Here is a 15796-nt window from a genome sequence, read left to right as displayed (position 1 = left end):
CTTCGATTGATGGGGTTAAACGGACCAAAGCTCACGTTGCACTGGTTTTTTTTTTATTCTCTACCACAAAATTATCAGGGGCCTGCATATCCGTTACTTCCTTCTTCAAAATCGCTATTTCGTGGGTCAATTCCTTGATCGAATGCTGTAATTTAGAATTGACTACCGACAAATGCACCAGGAAACAGATAATAGCAAAAATAGCCATTAAAAAAATGAGCGATGGGGGATAAAAAACACCCAACAGCCGGGAGATCTGCGTCAATCCATCACGCCAGACCGAAAAAACGAGCAAAATGATTGCGCAAACAATCCACACAAAGGAATATTCTTCCCGGAGTTTTCCTCTAACAATAAGCCGGGCAATGAAGGCCATGAAAATCAGGGTGCCAACTATACTAAAAAGCTGGATGGTGATGGGCAGCGATTGCATGAGCTAAATTTTTCGTAAACGAATGTAAACAAACAGGGTACCCAACGTCACTTTAAACAGATAATAGACCGATTGAATCCATCCAATGGACGAGGTTCCCCCCTGCCGTTCTTCCATCAAAACCGGCACTTCCAGCAGCCGTAGTTTATGCAATCCAAACTGCACAATGGCTTCCGGTTCCGGGTATTCGTCGGGATAATAGCGGTTGACAATTTCAATCGTTTTGCGGTTGAACGCCCGGAAACCCGATGTACTGTCGTGGACGGTTTTACGAATCAGCAATTGGTTGAGCCAGCGAAAATACCGAATCCCGATGCGCCGGACAAACGACGACTGAAACCCCTGGCGTTCTAAAAACCGGGAACCAATGACCACATCAGCCTGATCGTCGAACAGCGGTCGCAGCAGCTTTATCAGCCCTTCGGCGGGATGCTGCCCGTCGCCATCGATCTGAACCGCGATGTCATACCCCTTTCGGTACGCATACTTGTAACCGGCCTGCATGCAGCCACCAATGCCGAGGTTCACGGGCAGGTCGAGGTGCAGACAGTCCAGCGTGCGGACAACGGCCATCGTGTTATCGGTTGAACAATCATTGACCACCAGCGTATCCAGCGACAAGCCAAACCGGGTTTTCACCCAGTGAATATCATTCACAACCGCAGCGACCGAACGCTGCTCGTTGTAGCACGGAACCACCACCAGCACCCGAAGTGACTTCATTTTCTTTCTTAGGCAGAACGTTGGACGAGTTATAGCCGGAATCCGCTACGCGATTTTCAAAGGTAGCAGGACGCACGATTTGGGTCAAATTATGTGCCATAAATTATCCGATGTTTCCCTATCTTACAGCCGATTAGTCAAACTGAATGAAGCCACTTCTCAAAACCACCCTGCCCTTTGTTCTGGCCATTTCCCTGCTGGCGTATGCGCTGAAGGACATTTCATTCGCCGACATCGGGCGGCAGTTCCGGCAGGCTCACTATGGCTGGATTGCGCTGGTGGCGCTGCTCACGGTTTTGATCTACCTGGTGCGGGGAAAACGCTGGCAGCAGCCGTTGCTGGCGCTCGGGTATTTTCCGACGGCATTCCGGGCCACGGTCGCCACACTGGCGGGTGTCATTGCCAGCATGATCGTGCCGGGCTCCGGCGAACTAACCCGCTGCGTCACACTCCAACGAACCGACAATGTGCCGTTTTCGCAGGGCGTTGGCTCGGTCGTGGCCGAGCGAATCATCGACTTAATGATGCTGGGGCTGGTGCTGGTGCTGACCTTTCTGCTCGAAATAAACCGCGCCAGGAGCTATGTGTCCGGCCTGTCGTTCCGCATACCGGACAAATCCGCCTGGTTTCTGGCGGGCGTCCTGTTGGCCTTTCTGGTTTTGGCAGGCGTCGTCCTCTGGCGTATGTTACTGATTTTCAACATAAAACAACATCCGGTTGCCCTCAAAATAGCTAACAGTGTTAAGGGACTCTGGAAGGGTTTTATCGCCATTCGGCAGCTCCCAAATGTTTATTTGTTTGTACTTCTAACAGTGTTAAGTCAGTTTTTTTCCTGGCTGAGCACCTATTGGCTCCTGATGGCGCTGGACAGCACCCGGTCTCTACCGCCCACCGCAGCCCTGACGATCCTGGTGGTTAGCTCGCTCGGCGGACTGGCGGTGCCTACCCAGGGCGGCATCGGAACCTACCATTTTCTGGTCAGCCGGGTGCTGGTGCTCTACGGTTTTTCGTCCGCCGAGGGAGCCGTTGTCGCCACGTTTCTGCACGCCGTGGGCTTCGGAATCAATCTCGTTTTGAGCAGCCTGAGTTTCCTGATCGTTCCGTTTATTCTGGCCAAAAACCGAGGGAAGGCAGCCTGACGAATCGGATATGAACAGCGAACCGACGTTAACATAATTAACCCGTAATTTCGTTTTATCTTTGCACAAGCAGGGATGGCGATTGTCTGTTCCTGCTTTTTTGATTTGTCATTTTCTTCACAACAACCCGATGAAATATTTGAAGTATAGTGCCGGTTTGCTGCTGATTACGCACTTAGCGACGGCCCAAACCGCCACCGATTATGCCAACACCATTTCGGCGGCTGATCTCGAAAAACACCTGCGCGTGCTGGCTGCCGACGATATGCAGGGCCGCGAAACCGGTACCGAAGGACAGCGGAAAGCCGCCGATTACATTGCCAAACAGTTTGCGGCTGAAAATCTGCAAGCGATCGTCAAAACCGACGACGGGAAAACCGGCTATTTTCAGCCATTCAAGCTGTACCAGAAAACCTGGGGCGATTTTTACGTCAAGGCCGACAGAAAAACGTATACCTACCCCAAAGATTTCATTGTCAACGGCTTGTTTGGCGTGATGCAGGAAGCGTCGGTAGAAACCGTGTTTGCGGGCTACGGCATCCTGACCGACAAATACAACGACTACGCGAAAATCAATATTCAGGGAAAAGCCGTCGTCATTCTGGAAGGTGAACCCAAAAAGGCGAACGGGAATTATGTGATTTCCAATTCGGACAAAGCCTCGGACTGGAGCAATGACGAGAGTCTGCGGAAAAAAGTTACGATTGCCAAGGACAAGGGTGCCGAGCAAATCTTCATCGTTTCGGCCGAATCGCCGGAAGCCTACCGCCGGTTGGTGGCCGAACGGAGTGCGCTCATGGGCCGGTTCAATCGCCTGAGCCTCCGACCGGCCATGGAAAAGATCGGAGCCGTCGGAACGTTCCTGATCACGCAGGACATGGCCGCAGCTGTTCTTAATACGACAACGGCCAAATTGCAGAGCGCGGTGGCCAAAATCAACAAAACCGGCAAGACCAATTCCGGCGCGTTGAAAGGTAAAATCAGCCTGAAAGCGGAGCGGAAAGATGTGCAGTTGGAAAGCAGCAACGTGCTCGGATTTCTGGAAGGCTCCGACAAAAAGGACGAAATTGTGGTGATTTCGTCGCATTACGACCACATTGGCGTCAATCCGGACGGGCAAGTGAACAACGGCGCCAACGACGACGGTTCGGGAACGGTTTCGGTGATTGAAATTGCGCAGGCCTTCGCCAAAGCCAAAGCCGAAGGGCACGGCCCGCGCCGGAGCATGCTGTTCCTGACGGTTTCGGGCGAAGAAAAAGGATTGCTCGGATCAGAATATTACACGGACATGAGTCCGGTTTTGCCGCTGGAAAAAACCGTCTGTGATCTGAACATCGACATGGTGGGCCGCGTCGACGATCTGCACGAAGGCAAATCCGACAACTATATTTATGTCATCGGTTCCGACAAATTATCGTCTGAATTGCACCAGATCAGCGAAGATGCGAACCGGAAATACACCATGATGGAGCTGGATTACAAGTACAACGAGCCCAGCGATCCGCAACGGATTTACTACCGCTCCGACCACTACAATTTTGCCAAGCACAAAATCCCCATTATTTTTTACTTCAACGGCCTCCACGCCGACTACCACCGCCCCGGCGACGACGTCGAGAAGATCAACTTCACGCTGGCCGAAAAATCCGCCCGGCTGGTGTTTTATACTGCCTGGGAAATTGTGAACCGCGAGAATAAACTGGTGGTGGACAGCAACAAACCGTAACGGTTTTGGTCTGAAATTTTTCCGTCGGGGATAACATAAAAAAGTTGGCTATCGCAGGATGATCTCTGCCGGTAGCCAACTTTTTTATGTTTCTGATTCACTTTGCCTGCATCTACTTACTTCTTAGCGGAAGCAATCAGATCGTTGGCCATTTTTACGTAATCCGCGTTTTTAGCTTCGCTTGCCAGGGCAACGGTTTTCTCAGCGCTGGCAATGGCATTGGCTTTTTCGTTTAATTTCAGTTGAATGCGAGCCTTGAGTAACATCACCCAAAACGCCTTGGGGTTTTGTTCAGTAGCCTTGGTTACCCAGGTAAGCGCCTGTTTCAAATCCCGATTGGTATCATAATAATAGCTGGCAGCCTCAAAATAGGCCGGCTTATCAGAAGCCAACGAAGTCTCGATGTTCTTGACAATGATCTGGTCAACATCGGCTGTAATGGCTACGGGAACACGGGTTTTATCCCAAATGATTTCCAAAACCGCCGAACTGGGTAATATATCGGCGATATTGATGGTAAAGTTTTCTACTTTGTTAGGCAATGTAGTCGGTTTTACCGACACCCGGAGTACTTCGTTTTCCTGTTTGTAATCGCCCACGTTAGCCCCCAGGTTGAGGTCTTTGGAAAGCATGACTTGCCAGGTGGTTTTACCGGGAATGGTGAATAATCCATACGTACCTGCTTTCACGTCTTTGCCTTCGAGTTTGACATCCGACGAAAAGGTGATTTTAGAAGTAGCATTGGCACCGGTCCGCCACACCTTGTCATAGGGAACCAGATCCCCAAAGATTGTCCGTCCTTTCACGGCTGGTCGGGAGTATTCCAGGGTAATGTCGCCCAGGGCAAAACTTTGTTTAGTGAGTTGAGCGGGGCTGGCGGCTGGTATTTTCAGCTGGGCCTGAGCGGTTGCGCTCACCGTCAGAGAAATGGCAAGAACCGTTGTGAGAAACTTAAGTGACTTCATGCAAGTGGAATGATGAATGAATAGTGGTACGTTTTTATCTCAAAACGCAAAGGTACACAATATTGGCCCGGTATTCAGTCCGTTGGCTTTCGGCCCAATCGGCCGATTTTTATGGAGGATATTAAATAACGGTTTAAGCGTATCGCTGTTGAAAATCACCGCCGGCTCATGGTAGTTCTAAGGGACTTGATCCGGTATTTTTTTAAAATAGCCTGCTTGAAAACAGAAAAAGGCCACACGATTGTGTGACCTTTTCTTTGTAGCGGGAGCTGGACTCGAACCAGCGACCTTTGGGTTATGAGCCCAACGAGCTACCAACTGCTCCATCCCGCGATGTTGGGACTGCAAAGGTAAGGCGTTTTTCATAAAAAACAATTACCTTTGTGAAAAAATCTGCCCCCTCCCGCTATTTTTTTTAGTTGGAGGGGAGTTTTTTTCTGTAGTCATTGGTTGTCAATTACATGGATATTTCAAATGAAACGTACGGCCCGGATCATAAAGCCGGCTATGTCAGCATCATCGGTAAGCCCAATGTCGGCAAATCGACGCTGATGAATCAATTGGTGGGCGAGCGGCTTTCGATCATCACGTCAAAAGCGCAAACCACCCGCCACCGCATCATGGGCATCCTCAACGGGGTGCACGACGGGCAGGAGTTTCAGTTGGTCTATTCGGATACGCCCGGTATTATCAAGCCGCAATACCGGTTGCATGAATCGATGATGAGTTTTGTGCGCGGTTCGCTGGAAGACGCGGATGTGATTTTGTTCGTGACCGACATTTTCGAGAAATACGACGAAAATGACGTGATCGAACGGTTGCAGAAAACGCAGACCCCGGTTTTGTTGCTCATCAACAAAATCGATCTGGCGACCCCCGAACAGGTGGAGGAGAAAATTCAGTACTGGAAGGAGAACTTCAAATCCGAAGCCATCATTCCGATTTCCGCCCTCACCGACATCAACATCAAGCATGTCTTTAAAGCCATTGTAAGCCGCCTGCCGGTTCATCCGCCTTATTTCCCGAAAGACGAATTGACCGACCGGCCCGAGCGCTTTTTTGCCTCAGAAATCATTCGCGAGAAGATTTTCCTGAACTACAAAAAAGAGGTTCCCTACAGTTGTGAAGTGATCATCACGGGCTTTAAAGAAAAAGACGACATCATCGTTGTCCAGTCGGAAATCCTGGTTGAGCGGGCTACTCAGCGGGCGATTTTGCTGGGCGAAGGGGGTAAAATGATTAAAAAAACGGGTATTATGGCCCGTGAGGAACTGGAACGCTTCTTCGGCAAGAAGGTGTTCCTTGAACAATACGTAAAAGTTGAACCCGATTGGCGTACCAAAGAACGGTCGCTGAAGAGGTTTGGGTACGAAGAATAACCGAAGGCCAGCCAACGCGCTCCTTCTTTCCTCTAAAGTGAATCATGGCAAATATTGTAGCAATTGTGGGCCGACCGAATGTCGGTAAATCGACGCTGTTTAATAAATTGGTAGAACAGCGCCAGGCCATCATGGATAACCAGCCGGGCGTAACCCGCGACCGTCATTACGGGTATGCCGACTGGACCGAGAAGTATTTTACCGTCATCGATACCGGCGGTTATGTGGTCGGATCGGATGACGTTTTTGAAGAGTCCATTCGGGAACAGGTTCAGATCGCCATCGACGAAGCATCCGTTATTTTATTCATGGTCGATACCATGGCCGGATTGACCGACATGGACAAGGATTTTGCCGACGTGCTGCGCCGGTCGAAAAAACCGGTCATCGTGGTTGCCAACAAATCCGAAACCGTGCTGCGCCAGAACTCCGTCGGCGAATTTTACGCGCTGGGTCTGGGAGATCCATTCCCGATTTCGTCCCTGACCGGGACCGGTACGGGCGATTTGCTGGACGAAGTCGTGAAGCATTTTCCCTCCGATGGTGTCGAAGATCCGAATGCGGGCATCCCCCGTATCGCCATCCTGGGCCGTCCGAATGTTGGAAAGTCGTCGTTTCTGAACGTCCTGATCGGCGAAGAACGCAGTATTGTGACCGACATTGCCGGCACCACCCGCGACGCCATCGATACCCGTTACAAAGCTTTTGGCAAGGATTTTATCCTGACCGATACCGCCGGGATCCGGCGCAAAGCCAAAGTGAAGGACAACATCGAGTTTTACTCGGTTATGCGCTCGCTAAAGGCCCTGGAAGAGTCGGATGTGGTGATTGTGATGCTGGACGCCACACGCGGTCTGGAAGCGCAGGATATGAACATTATCGGACAGGCCGTTCGGGCCAAAAAGGGGGTTCTGCTGATGGTGAACAAATGGGACGCCATCGAAAAAGATACCAAAACCGCCGATACGTGGAAAAAGGAAATCGTGCAGCGCATGGCACCGATCGATTACCTGCCCGTTATTTTCGCTTCGGTCGTAGAAAAACAGCGGATTTTCCAGGTCATGGAAAAGGCGATGGAGGTCTACGAAAACAAGCACAAGAAAATTTCGACCTCGAAACTCAACGAGGCCATGCAACAGGAAATCATGAACTACCCGCCCCCGGCAACGAAAGGAAAGCTGATCAAAATCAAATATATGATTCAGTTACCGACGCCGTCGCCCACGTTTGTGTTTTTCTGTAACCTGCCGCAGTACATCAAGGAACCGTATACCCGGTATCTGGAAAACAAACTCCGCGATCACTTCGGGTTCGACGGAGCACCGATAACAATATTTTTCCGGCAAAAATGAGGGGTCCGCAGACAACGGCATCAACTCGGACACGGTATTGGATTGGAGCGCTGCTGGTTTTTCTGGCAGCGTTTTGTTTTGCCTTAAAGGGCATTTTAATCAAAATAGCCTACCAGTATCCGATCGACGCGATTTCGCTGCTGACGCTGCGGATGGTTTTTGCGTTGCCGTTCTACGTGGCCATTGCCCTGAATCTTTCCCGGCGGCTACCGCCGGTTCATTTATCCGCCCAGAGCTGGTTAAAACTGGGTATGCTCGGCCTGACGGGCTACTACATCGCTAGTTTCCTGAATTTCCTGGGTCTGGTCTATATTACAGCCAGTCTGGAGCGGATTCTGCTGTTTGTCTATCCCACATTCGTCCTGCTGCTCGGCAGCGTGGTGTATGGCCGTAAAGTCAACCGGTTGCAGATTCTGGCGGTGCTGCTGACATATGCCGGGATCATGGTAGCGTTTGCCCCTAACATCAACTCCGGGCAGCAGAAAGACGTATTTCTGGGAGCGTTCTGGGTCATTCTAAGTGGACTGGTCTACGCCGTTTATCTGGTGGGCAGCGATACCATGATTGCCCGCGTGGGCGCCCAGCGGTATACCTGCTACGCCATGATTGCAGCCACCCTGGCCATCGTTCTCCATTGTCTGATCGCCAACGGCCTGGATTTGTTCCGGTTTGCCGCTCCGGTGTACGGGCTGGCCCTGCTGATGGCGGTTTTGGTCACCGTGATTCCGACGTTTATGATCGCCGAGGGCATCAAACGCATCGGTTCCGGCAATGCCTCCATTGTCGCCAGCATCGGCCCTATTTTCACCATCGTTCTGGCCACTACGCTTTTAGACGAAACCATCTCGATTTCCCAGCTTTTCGGTACATTACTGGTATTGCTCGGCGTCTTTCTGATTGGCTGGAAAGGCCGCAAATAACCGGACACCCAACCGAATTTGTCTGCTAATTACGTTGCCCTGCTTAACTAGTTTTAGACCCTTTTTAAATAGATTAACATATCAATGTTACCGGCATATTTTTTTGCTTATCGTGTATAAATAACTAAATTTCAGTTACTTTACGCACCTAAATTGCACACAGAATCATGACAAAGGAAACCGTAGTTAACGACGAAAAAAAGATTGAGCGGGCCGCTTATGTATTGAAGGCCGTCGCTCATCCGCTGCGCATCAAGATCATCCAGATGTTGAATGAGCACAAGGAATTAAACGTATCAACGATCTATAAGAACCTGAACGCAGAACAGTCGTTGATCTCACACCATCTCATTAATATGCGCGACAAAGGAATTCTTGAAATCCGGCGAAGTGGCAAAAACATTTACTACTTTCTGGTAGACAATTCGATAGCCGAAATTATCGATTGCATTTACCGCAGTAAAATTCTGGCGTAACAAAAAAGGGAAGCAGTATCGCTTCCCTTTTTTGTTTTTCAGGAGAACAACTCCCCGTCCCGATATGCGGGCACAATGCCCAGGTGTTTATACGCCTTTTCAGTCGCTTCCCTCCCCCGCGACGTTCGTTTCAGATAGCCTTCCTGAATTAAAAACGGTTCGTATACTTCCTCGATCGTTTCGGCCTCATCGCCACAGGCCGTCGCAATGGTCGACAGCCCGACCGGCCCACCTTTGAATTTATCAATGATCGTCGTCAGAATCCGGTTGTCCATCTCATCCAGACCATTCTGGTCCACATCGAGCGCCCGCAGAGCCATTTCGGCAATCGCAACCGTAATGATGCCTTTGCCTTTCACCTGCGCAAAATCGCGCGTCCGGCGAAGCAGGTTGTTGGCAATCCGGGGCGTTCCGCGACTCCGGCGGGCAATTTCGTAAGCCCCATCGGCCTCAATAGGCGTTCCCAGAATAGCCGCCGACCGGTTTACAATCGTGGTCAGCAAAGCCGCATCGTAATATTCCAGCCGGGCATTGATCCCAAACCGCGCCCGCAACGGCGACGTCAGCAACCCGGCGCGGGTGGTGGCTCCGATCAGCGTAAACGGGTTCAGTTTGATCTGAACGGTTCGCGCGTTCGGGCCGGAATCGAGCATGATGTCGATTTTGTAATCTTCCATCGCCGAGTACAGGTATTCTTCCACCACGGGGTTGAGCCGGTGAATCTCGTCGATAAACAGCACATCGTTTTCCTGCAAATTGGTCAGCAAACCGGCGAGGTCGCTCGGCTTGTCGAGCACCGGGCCGGAGGTCATCTTGATGCTGGCATTCAGTTCATTGGCAACGATGTGCGAGAGGGTGGTTTTGCCCAAACCCGGAGGGCCGTGGAGCAGCACGTGGTCGAGCGCTTCGCCACGCTGGAGAGCGGCCTGTACAAAAATCCGCAGGTTTTCGAGTATTTTGGCCTGACCCGTAAAGTCTTCGAATGACAGCGGCCGCAAAGCGCGTTCAATCTCCTTTTCGGTCGCCGTCATCCCTTCGTTGGTACCTTTCAAAATGTCTTTCCGCATCGGTATTTGAATGGACGTATTTGTTGTTTATACTTAAAATAAGCCTGTTTTTCAAGTACTTATCCAAGCGTTGTTTTCATTCAAATATACAGAATTTCGGGCATATTTGCACTATCGAACCAGCAGAATCGAACCGCGTTTCAGCACTTTTGGCCGCTCCGGATAATAGAGACTTTTGAAGTTTACCGTATAGGCATACACCATCGACGGATAGGCCTGTCCCCGGTAATTGCCATCCCATTTTTGTTCCGGATCATTGGAAACGAAAATCACTTCACCCCAGCGATTAAAGACCCGAAGCTCAAAATCCGTTACGTAAGACGTAAAAACATCCAGTAAATCATTGTTGCCGTCGCCGTTCGGCGTAAAGGCATCGGGGATCACGACCCGGGGCTCGCACTTGTCTACCACCACCGCCGTATCCAGAGCCGCACAGCCATTAGCACCTGTCACCCGAACGGCATAACGGCCTACCTCAAGAACGGTTATTCGGGGCGTTGTGTCACCGGAATGGGGCCAGAAATACGTCTGCGTACTGTTTCCCGATACCTGCAAAACCGCCCGGCCCTGATCGCCGACACACAACGGAACCTCACGCGTCAGATCGAAAGACGGGAGCGGCAGAAAGGTCAGATTCACTTCATCGGTCGCCGTACAGGCCCCGGATGTGGCTACCACGGAATAACTACCGGATGTGGTGGGTTGAATCGACGACGTGGTGGCTCCCGTCGACCACCGATACGTTGCCCCCGGTGATGCCGTTACTTCCAGTCGGAGCGTTGGCGATGGGCAAAGCGTCGTATCGGGACCCAGGCTCACCGTCGGCGGAACCTGAACAAAGACAATCTTACGGTCGAAAGCGACACAACCGCCCTGAGAAGCTGAATAGGTTAGCACAATGGGGTTCGGCCCGGCCAGACTATCGGCGGGAGTGAAACGCCCCGTACTGTCGACGCCCCGGCCCGTCCAGAATCCCCCCAGGGGTGTCGCACCACTGAGTGTAAAACTGGGCGAATTGGCGCATATTTCCTGCGGAAGCCCGGCTTCCACAACCGGTTTGGCGTTGAAAGTAACCACTACTTCGTCAGACCCCTGGCAACCCGTAATCGAGTTGCGAACCGTCAGGCGGTAAGGGCCAGCCGTCGTTACATTGATCGAAGGGGTAGTCTGACCGCTGTTCCAGAGGTAAACATCGCCTGGCGTTTGCACCAGCGTCGACAATTGGACCGTATCGCCAATGCATTTGCCCCGATCAGGCCCCAGGGAAACAAAACCGGTGGTATCGACCGGAACCCGGATGTTGTTCAGCGTATCCAGACAGCCCCCCGTATCGCGGGCTTCAAGGCTATAAACGCCACCGTTGATGCCCGTCAGACCGGAACCGTTGCCCACCACAACACCATTGGCGTCCCGCCAGATAAACTCCGTCGGTCGTCCCCGCACAATCGTGAGTTGAATCGAGCCGCTCTGCGGAACCGTACACAATGCCGTCTGCGGATCGGCCTGAACCTCAATGCTGTTGTTGGATCGCAGCGTCAAGGTCGTGTCGACCGTACAGGCGTTGTCGCTGATGATCCGAACGGTATACTCACCATCGCGGATACCCTGCAACAGCGCGGTCGTATCACTGAGCGGTTGCCCGCCAGAACTCCACTCAAACCGCCGAACCGTGGCCGATCCAACGCTGAGCCGGATGCTTCCGTCCGTCGTCGTACAACCCGTGGGAGGAGTCATGAAAGCCGTAACGACCGGTTTGGGTAAAGCAACCACCGCCACGGTGTCGGTATTCTCGCAGCCGTTCACATCCCGAACAATGACCGAATACGTTCCGGCTTGGGTAATCGTGGTTTCCCGCTCGGTCGAACCGTTGCTCCACTGGAAGCTGTTCCAGCCACTGCCCCGGGCGGTCAGCGTCAGGGAACTGTTCAGACAGAGCGTGGTGTCGGGACCCAGCGTGAAATTGGGCGGACGGCGCAATGAAACTCGAATCGTATCACTTGAAAAACAACCGCCATTGGCCGCAATGACAACGAAAGTTCCGGATGTTATGCCGTTATAACCCGGCGATCCGGGCACGGTCACGGGCAACGTTCGTTCATTATACCCTCGTATCAATCGCCCGTTTCGGATCCAGATGTAGACACTGGCCTCCACTTTGGCATCCAGCGTCACCATATTCTTGCAACTGTCAATGTCTGGCCCCAGATTAATCGGGTCAGGCGTCCGAACAATGGTAACATCCTGTGTGATAACCGTGTCCTTACAGATTCCCCCATCCGACCGCATGGTCACGATACGCAGACTGACCGAATACACCCCCGGTTCGTTGTAGGTGTGCGTAGCCTGCGTGGCCGTCGAACTAAAGGGTGCACTGTTGTCGCCCCAATTCCAGGTATAATTGTCCTTCAACGGCGGACACATGGGCGTCACCGTAAACTGCGTGGGCGAACCGGCGCAGGTGTCGGCGTACGAAAAACCGGGAGAACTGGACGGTTCGTTGAAGTTGGCGACCATGTTGGGCAAACCCAACTGGCTGGTGGGGCCGTTCAGATTGAGTCCATTCGGGTCGAAGGTGGCGGGGGCCAGCAGTTCATCGTTCGGGTTGTCGATCACGCCCAGACTGGTTCCATCCTTGATGGCCACGTAAATTTTTCCGTCGGAGCCAATTTGTAAGGCCCCGTATTGTCGGCTTCGGGTACTGTCGAGCACGGTTTTGGACGCTTCAATGGCGGCAGGGTCCGGATTCGTGAGGTCATAAATCAGAATCTGGGACGCATTGGCCGTATCGCCCTGTAACGAAACGTAGAGTTTCGACCCATCCGGCGAAAACTCGACCCCGTAGGCTTTGGGCGGGGCGGGACCAATGTTGATGGCTGGCCCAGCCGTCATGACTCCGGTCGAATCGTTAAAGGTAAACACTTCGACGTAGTTGGTGGGTGGGCCGGGCACCACCACCGCGATGGGGCGGTTTCCGTTGCCGGTCGTATCTGCCGGACCAATTTTCATGTAACCTTCGCCCTTCGTCGTGGTGTCGTGGGGCATTCCGAGGGCATATTCTTCCGGTCCTTCAACTCCGGCTTTCGTCACATGGTAGACCTGAAATTTGTTATTGCCATAATCGTGGGAAATGACCCAGTAGGTTGTATCGCGGTCGTTCCGCACCGAAGCCAGTCGTTCCGTCGTCAGCGAATCGACCAGCGTATTTTTTTCAATAATGGCACCCGTTCCCTGGTTATACCGCATGTCGACCACGCTGACACTCAGGATTTTTTTGCCGTTGATTTCGGAGGTTGTATACACCCGGTAGAGGTATTCACAGCCTTTACAGGTGGGTTGCGGCACAATCAGGGCCGACTGCGTCGAGGTCTGACTCCCCTGCAACTGGGCGGTATCTGCCGGGTTGAGCGGTTTCATCAGATTGCCGTTTTTGTCGTAAATGAGCACCCCGCCGGTATAAAACAGAAGTTGTCCTTTGGTGTTGGAGATTGACGACGAACCTTCGATGGTGTTGAGTTTTCCGTCGTCGAGCGGTGTGGGACTGCCGCCGGAGAAGTCGATCCCGGCATTGTTTCCGAAATACCACTTGGCCCCTTGCTGTTCCGGCCGCTGTCCGCAGACCTGCACATTGATCCGGTCTTCCACCGAGCAGACTTTCTGTTTATCCGCCTGTGTACCAATCCAGACTTCCACCGAATAACAGCCCGCGCTGTCGACCTGAATGGTCTGCGTCGTGTCGCCTTTGGGATACCAGAGAAAACTGGCACCCGCCGGAGCGCCGTTGGGATATGGATCGAGCGTGATTTTCTGACCGTTACAAAGCATGGTGTCCGTCCGCCAGTTCTGAAACTGGGTAGGCGGGACGCCGATTGTGATCGTCGTATCCGTGCGCAGTGTTGACCCATTCTGCAGTGTTCGGGTCACCGAAACCGTATAGTCTCCGGGGTTTTTATAGGCATAACTCGGTTTTGCCGCCGTGGACGTATCCGCAGCAGTAGAAGGGTCACCAAAATCCCACGTTCGGGAGCGTACATTCGGCACGGTATCTTCAAACATCACGGCGGGGCCATTCTCGCAAGATGGATCCGGAATGCAAAGCTTGCCGCTCACCTTAATGCCCGACTGCGCCCGGGCCATACCGGCAAACAGCCCCCAACACAGAAGCATCCATCCCAACCGCCGTACCATTCCTGTATAGGTTGTCATTCGCTGCTAATAAAATCAAGTAGGTTGCCGGTTTTCCCAGTGGCTGTGAACATAACAGTGAAGGTCGGCAGTACGTTATTGTAAACGAAACGGCAGCTATAAAAATTTTATAGGACTCCATTCATCCGTTTCATCCGTTACTACTACCTTTATCTAGGCGGTCAAGTGCAATTTTACGGTAAAAAAACGTTTATGTTTTAGTGTTTTCCCGGAACCAGTTTGGCAAGTTGTTTGCACTAAAGATACAGTTATGTTAAAACGTTACCTTCTTCTCCTCTTTGGCTTGCTGATCGCCGGAACGGTTTGGGCGCAGGATCCGCAGTTTTCGCAGTTCTATGCGGCTCCCATGTACTTAAACCCGGCTTTTGCCGGTTCGGCCCTGGCGCCACGGGTAACGGTCAACTACCGGAACCAATGGCCCGCCGTGACCAATTACGTGACCTCCATGGTGAGTGTCGATCACTATTTCGACCGCTACAACAGCGGGGTCGGCCTGATGCTGCAAAGCGATAACCAGGGTCAGGGGCGCATCCGTTCCACCGACATTGGATTACAATATTCCTACCAGATTCAATTGGCCGAACAGACGTTCGTGCGGCTGGGCGTTCAGGGCTCCTACGTAAACCGCTCGATCAACTGGTTTGGCCTCACCTTTGGCGACCAGTATAACAACGGCGGCTTTACCGGCAATCCCACCACCGACCCCGTGGTTTCCAACGGCTCACCAACGCTTTCTTATCTGGATTTTTCAACCGGCGGTTTGCTGTATTCCGACTGGTATTGGATCGGTGTGGCGGCTCACCACCTCGGGCGACCCAATCAGGGCGTTTTTGTCCTGAGCGACGAAAGCCGTCTTCCGATGAAAGGGAGCGTCCACGCCGGGCTGCGGATTCCCTTCGCGGGTTTCACCGGCCTGGGCGACGAATGGGATCGTGAAAAAACGATATCCCCCGCGATCAACTACCGGTATCAGGGCAAGTACGACCAACTGGATCTGGGCGTTTACATGACCTATTCGCCGATGGTGGTCGGGCTGTGGTACCGTGGTTTGCCATTGAAAAAATATGCTCCGAGCGTCACCAACCGCGAATCACTGATTGTGTTGGCCGGTTTTCGTCAGGACAATTTTTCGATTGGCTATAGCTACGATGCCACCATCTCCTCGCTCGGACCAGGCAGCGGGGGTGCTCATGAAATTTCGCTGTCGTATACCTTCGAGAATTTTCCTTCGGGCAAACCGAAAAACCGCAAAGCTCGCAAGCAGCTTTCCTGCCCGAAATTCTAATCGCTTTGTTTCGTGAAATGCCGGCCACCCTCTGGTTGAGGGTGGCCGGCATTTCCGTTAAATTATCCATCTTTTCCCAAATAAACTCTATGGTTTATTTTATATGAATTTGTCTTTTTTGCATGACG

At 52.2% G+C, this 15796-nt stretch carries 12 protein-coding genes and 1 tRNA gene; 7 read left to right on the top strand and 6 right to left on the bottom strand.

Annotated features, from left to right (window positions below; genetic code table 11):
- Positions 1-31 precede the first annotated feature (31 nt).
- Positions 32-433 carry a DUF2304 domain-containing protein gene (locus tag FH871_RS18595; protein ID WP_138992915.1) on the bottom strand — a complete coding sequence of 134 codons (402 nt, stop codon included), beginning with the start codon at positions 431-433 and terminating at the stop codon, positions 32-34.
- Between the two features lie 3 nt (positions 434-436).
- Positions 437-1156, bottom strand: a complete 720-nt coding sequence (locus FH871_RS18590) for a glycosyltransferase family 2 protein (RefSeq protein ID WP_138992914.1) — start codon at positions 1154-1156, stop codon at positions 437-439.
- 146 nt (positions 1157-1302) lie between these two features.
- Here FH871_RS18590 and FH871_RS18585 point away from each other — a divergent pair, with 146 nt between their 5' ends.
- Positions 1303-2295: a lysylphosphatidylglycerol synthase transmembrane domain-containing protein gene (locus FH871_RS18585; RefSeq protein ID WP_138992913.1), complete on the top strand. Its 993-nt coding sequence runs from the start codon at positions 1303-1305 to the stop codon at positions 2293-2295.
- A 130-nt stretch (positions 2296-2425) separates the two neighbouring features.
- Complete coding sequence (locus FH871_RS18580; RefSeq protein WP_138992912.1) at positions 2426-4021, top strand: M28 family peptidase; 1596 nt, start codon at positions 2426-2428, stop codon at positions 4019-4021.
- Positions 4022-4137: 116 nt separating this feature from the next.
- Here FH871_RS18580 and FH871_RS18575 read toward each other — a convergent pair whose 3' ends face one another.
- Positions 4138-4986, bottom strand: coding sequence for a DUF2911 domain-containing protein (locus tag FH871_RS18575; RefSeq protein ID WP_138992911.1), 849 nt, complete (start codon positions 4984-4986; stop codon positions 4138-4140).
- Positions 4987-5246: 260 nt separating this feature from the next.
- Positions 5247-5319 (bottom strand) — tRNA-Met (locus FH871_RS18570).
- A gap of 128 nt (positions 5320-5447) precedes the next feature.
- Between FH871_RS18570 and era the strand changes: the two genes are divergently transcribed.
- From era to FH871_RS18550, 4 genes are all read left to right on the top strand, one after another.
- Positions 5448-6365 (top strand): GTPase Era, encoded by a 918-nt coding sequence (era, locus tag FH871_RS18565; RefSeq protein WP_114407539.1) that lies wholly within the window; start codon positions 5448-5450, stop codon positions 6363-6365.
- Between the two features lie 44 nt (positions 6366-6409).
- Positions 6410-7717 carry a ribosome biogenesis GTPase Der gene (gene der, locus FH871_RS18560; protein ID WP_138992910.1) on the top strand — a complete coding sequence of 436 codons (1308 nt, stop codon included), beginning with the start codon at positions 6410-6412 and terminating at the stop codon, positions 7715-7717.
- Positions 7714-8637: a DMT family transporter gene (locus FH871_RS18555; protein WP_138992909.1), complete on the top strand. Its 924-nt coding sequence runs from the start codon at positions 7714-7716 to the stop codon at positions 8635-8637. The genes der and FH871_RS18555 overlap by 4 nt, the downstream gene beginning before the upstream one ends.
- 167 nt (positions 8638-8804) lie before the next feature.
- A complete protein-coding gene (locus tag FH871_RS18550) occupies positions 8805-9113 on the top strand; it encodes a helix-turn-helix transcriptional regulator (RefSeq protein ID WP_138992908.1) in 309 nt (102 codons plus the stop codon).
- 38 nt (positions 9114-9151) lie between these two features.
- On the opposite strand, the gene ruvB is transcribed toward FH871_RS18550, so the two are convergent.
- Together ruvB and FH871_RS18540 are read right to left on the bottom strand one after the other, a co-directional pair.
- A complete protein-coding gene (gene ruvB / locus FH871_RS18545; protein ID WP_138992907.1) occupies positions 9152-10180 on the bottom strand; it encodes a Holliday junction branch migration DNA helicase RuvB in 1029 nt (342 codons plus the stop codon).
- Positions 10181-10291: 111 nt separating this feature from the next.
- A complete protein-coding gene (locus FH871_RS18540; RefSeq protein ID WP_138992906.1) occupies positions 10292-14383 on the bottom strand; it encodes a PKD domain-containing protein in 4092 nt (1363 codons plus the stop codon).
- A 250-nt stretch (positions 14384-14633) separates the two neighbouring features.
- Between FH871_RS18540 and FH871_RS18535 the strand changes: the two genes are divergently transcribed.
- A complete protein-coding gene (locus tag FH871_RS18535) occupies positions 14634-15668 on the top strand; it encodes a type IX secretion system membrane protein PorP/SprF (protein WP_138992905.1) in 1035 nt (344 codons plus the stop codon).
- Positions 15669-15796 lie beyond the last annotated feature (128 nt).

The organism is Larkinella sp. C7 (assembly GCF_006149005.1).
Lineage (GTDB): Bacteria > Bacteroidota > Bacteroidia > Cytophagales > Spirosomataceae > Larkinella.
Note: the sequence above shows the minus strand (reverse complement) of the source record. Positions and strands in the feature narration are given on the sequence as shown.

Bases quoted from the DNA above. Each gene is read 5' to 3' on its own strand.
- FH871_RS18595 (WP_138992915.1), bottom strand. From the start codon at position 433: ATGCAATCGCTGCCCATCACCATCCAGCTTTTTAGTATAGTTGGCACC.
- FH871_RS18590 (WP_138992914.1), bottom strand. From the start codon at position 1,156: ATGAAGTCACTTCGGGTGCTGGTGGTGGTTCCGTGCTACAACGAGCAG.
- FH871_RS18585 (WP_138992913.1), top strand. From the start codon at position 1,303: ATGAAGCCACTTCTCAAAACCACCCTGCCCTTTGTTCTGGCCATTTCC.
- FH871_RS18580 (WP_138992912.1), top strand. From the start codon at position 2,426: ATGAAATATTTGAAGTATAGTGCCGGTTTGCTGCTGATTACGCACTTA.
- FH871_RS18575 (WP_138992911.1), bottom strand. From the start codon at position 4,986: ATGAAGTCACTTAAGTTTCTCACAACGGTTCTTGCCATTTCTCTGACG.
- era (WP_114407539.1), top strand. From the start codon at position 5,448: ATGGATATTTCAAATGAAACGTACGGCCCGGATCATAAAGCCGGCTAT.
- der (WP_138992910.1), top strand. From the start codon at position 6,410: ATGGCAAATATTGTAGCAATTGTGGGCCGACCGAATGTCGGTAAATCG.
- FH871_RS18555 (WP_138992909.1), top strand. From the start codon at position 7,714: ATGAGGGGTCCGCAGACAACGGCATCAACTCGGACACGGTATTGGATT.
- FH871_RS18550 (WP_138992908.1), top strand. From the start codon at position 8,805: ATGACAAAGGAAACCGTAGTTAACGACGAAAAAAAGATTGAGCGGGCC.
- ruvB (WP_138992907.1), bottom strand. From the start codon at position 10,180: ATGCGGAAAGACATTTTGAAAGGTACCAACGAAGGGATGACGGCGACC.
- FH871_RS18540 (WP_138992906.1), bottom strand. From the start codon at position 14,383: ATGACAACCTATACAGGAATGGTACGGCGGTTGGGATGGATGCTTCTG.
- FH871_RS18535 (WP_138992905.1), top strand. From the start codon at position 14,634: ATGTTAAAACGTTACCTTCTTCTCCTCTTTGGCTTGCTGATCGCCGGA.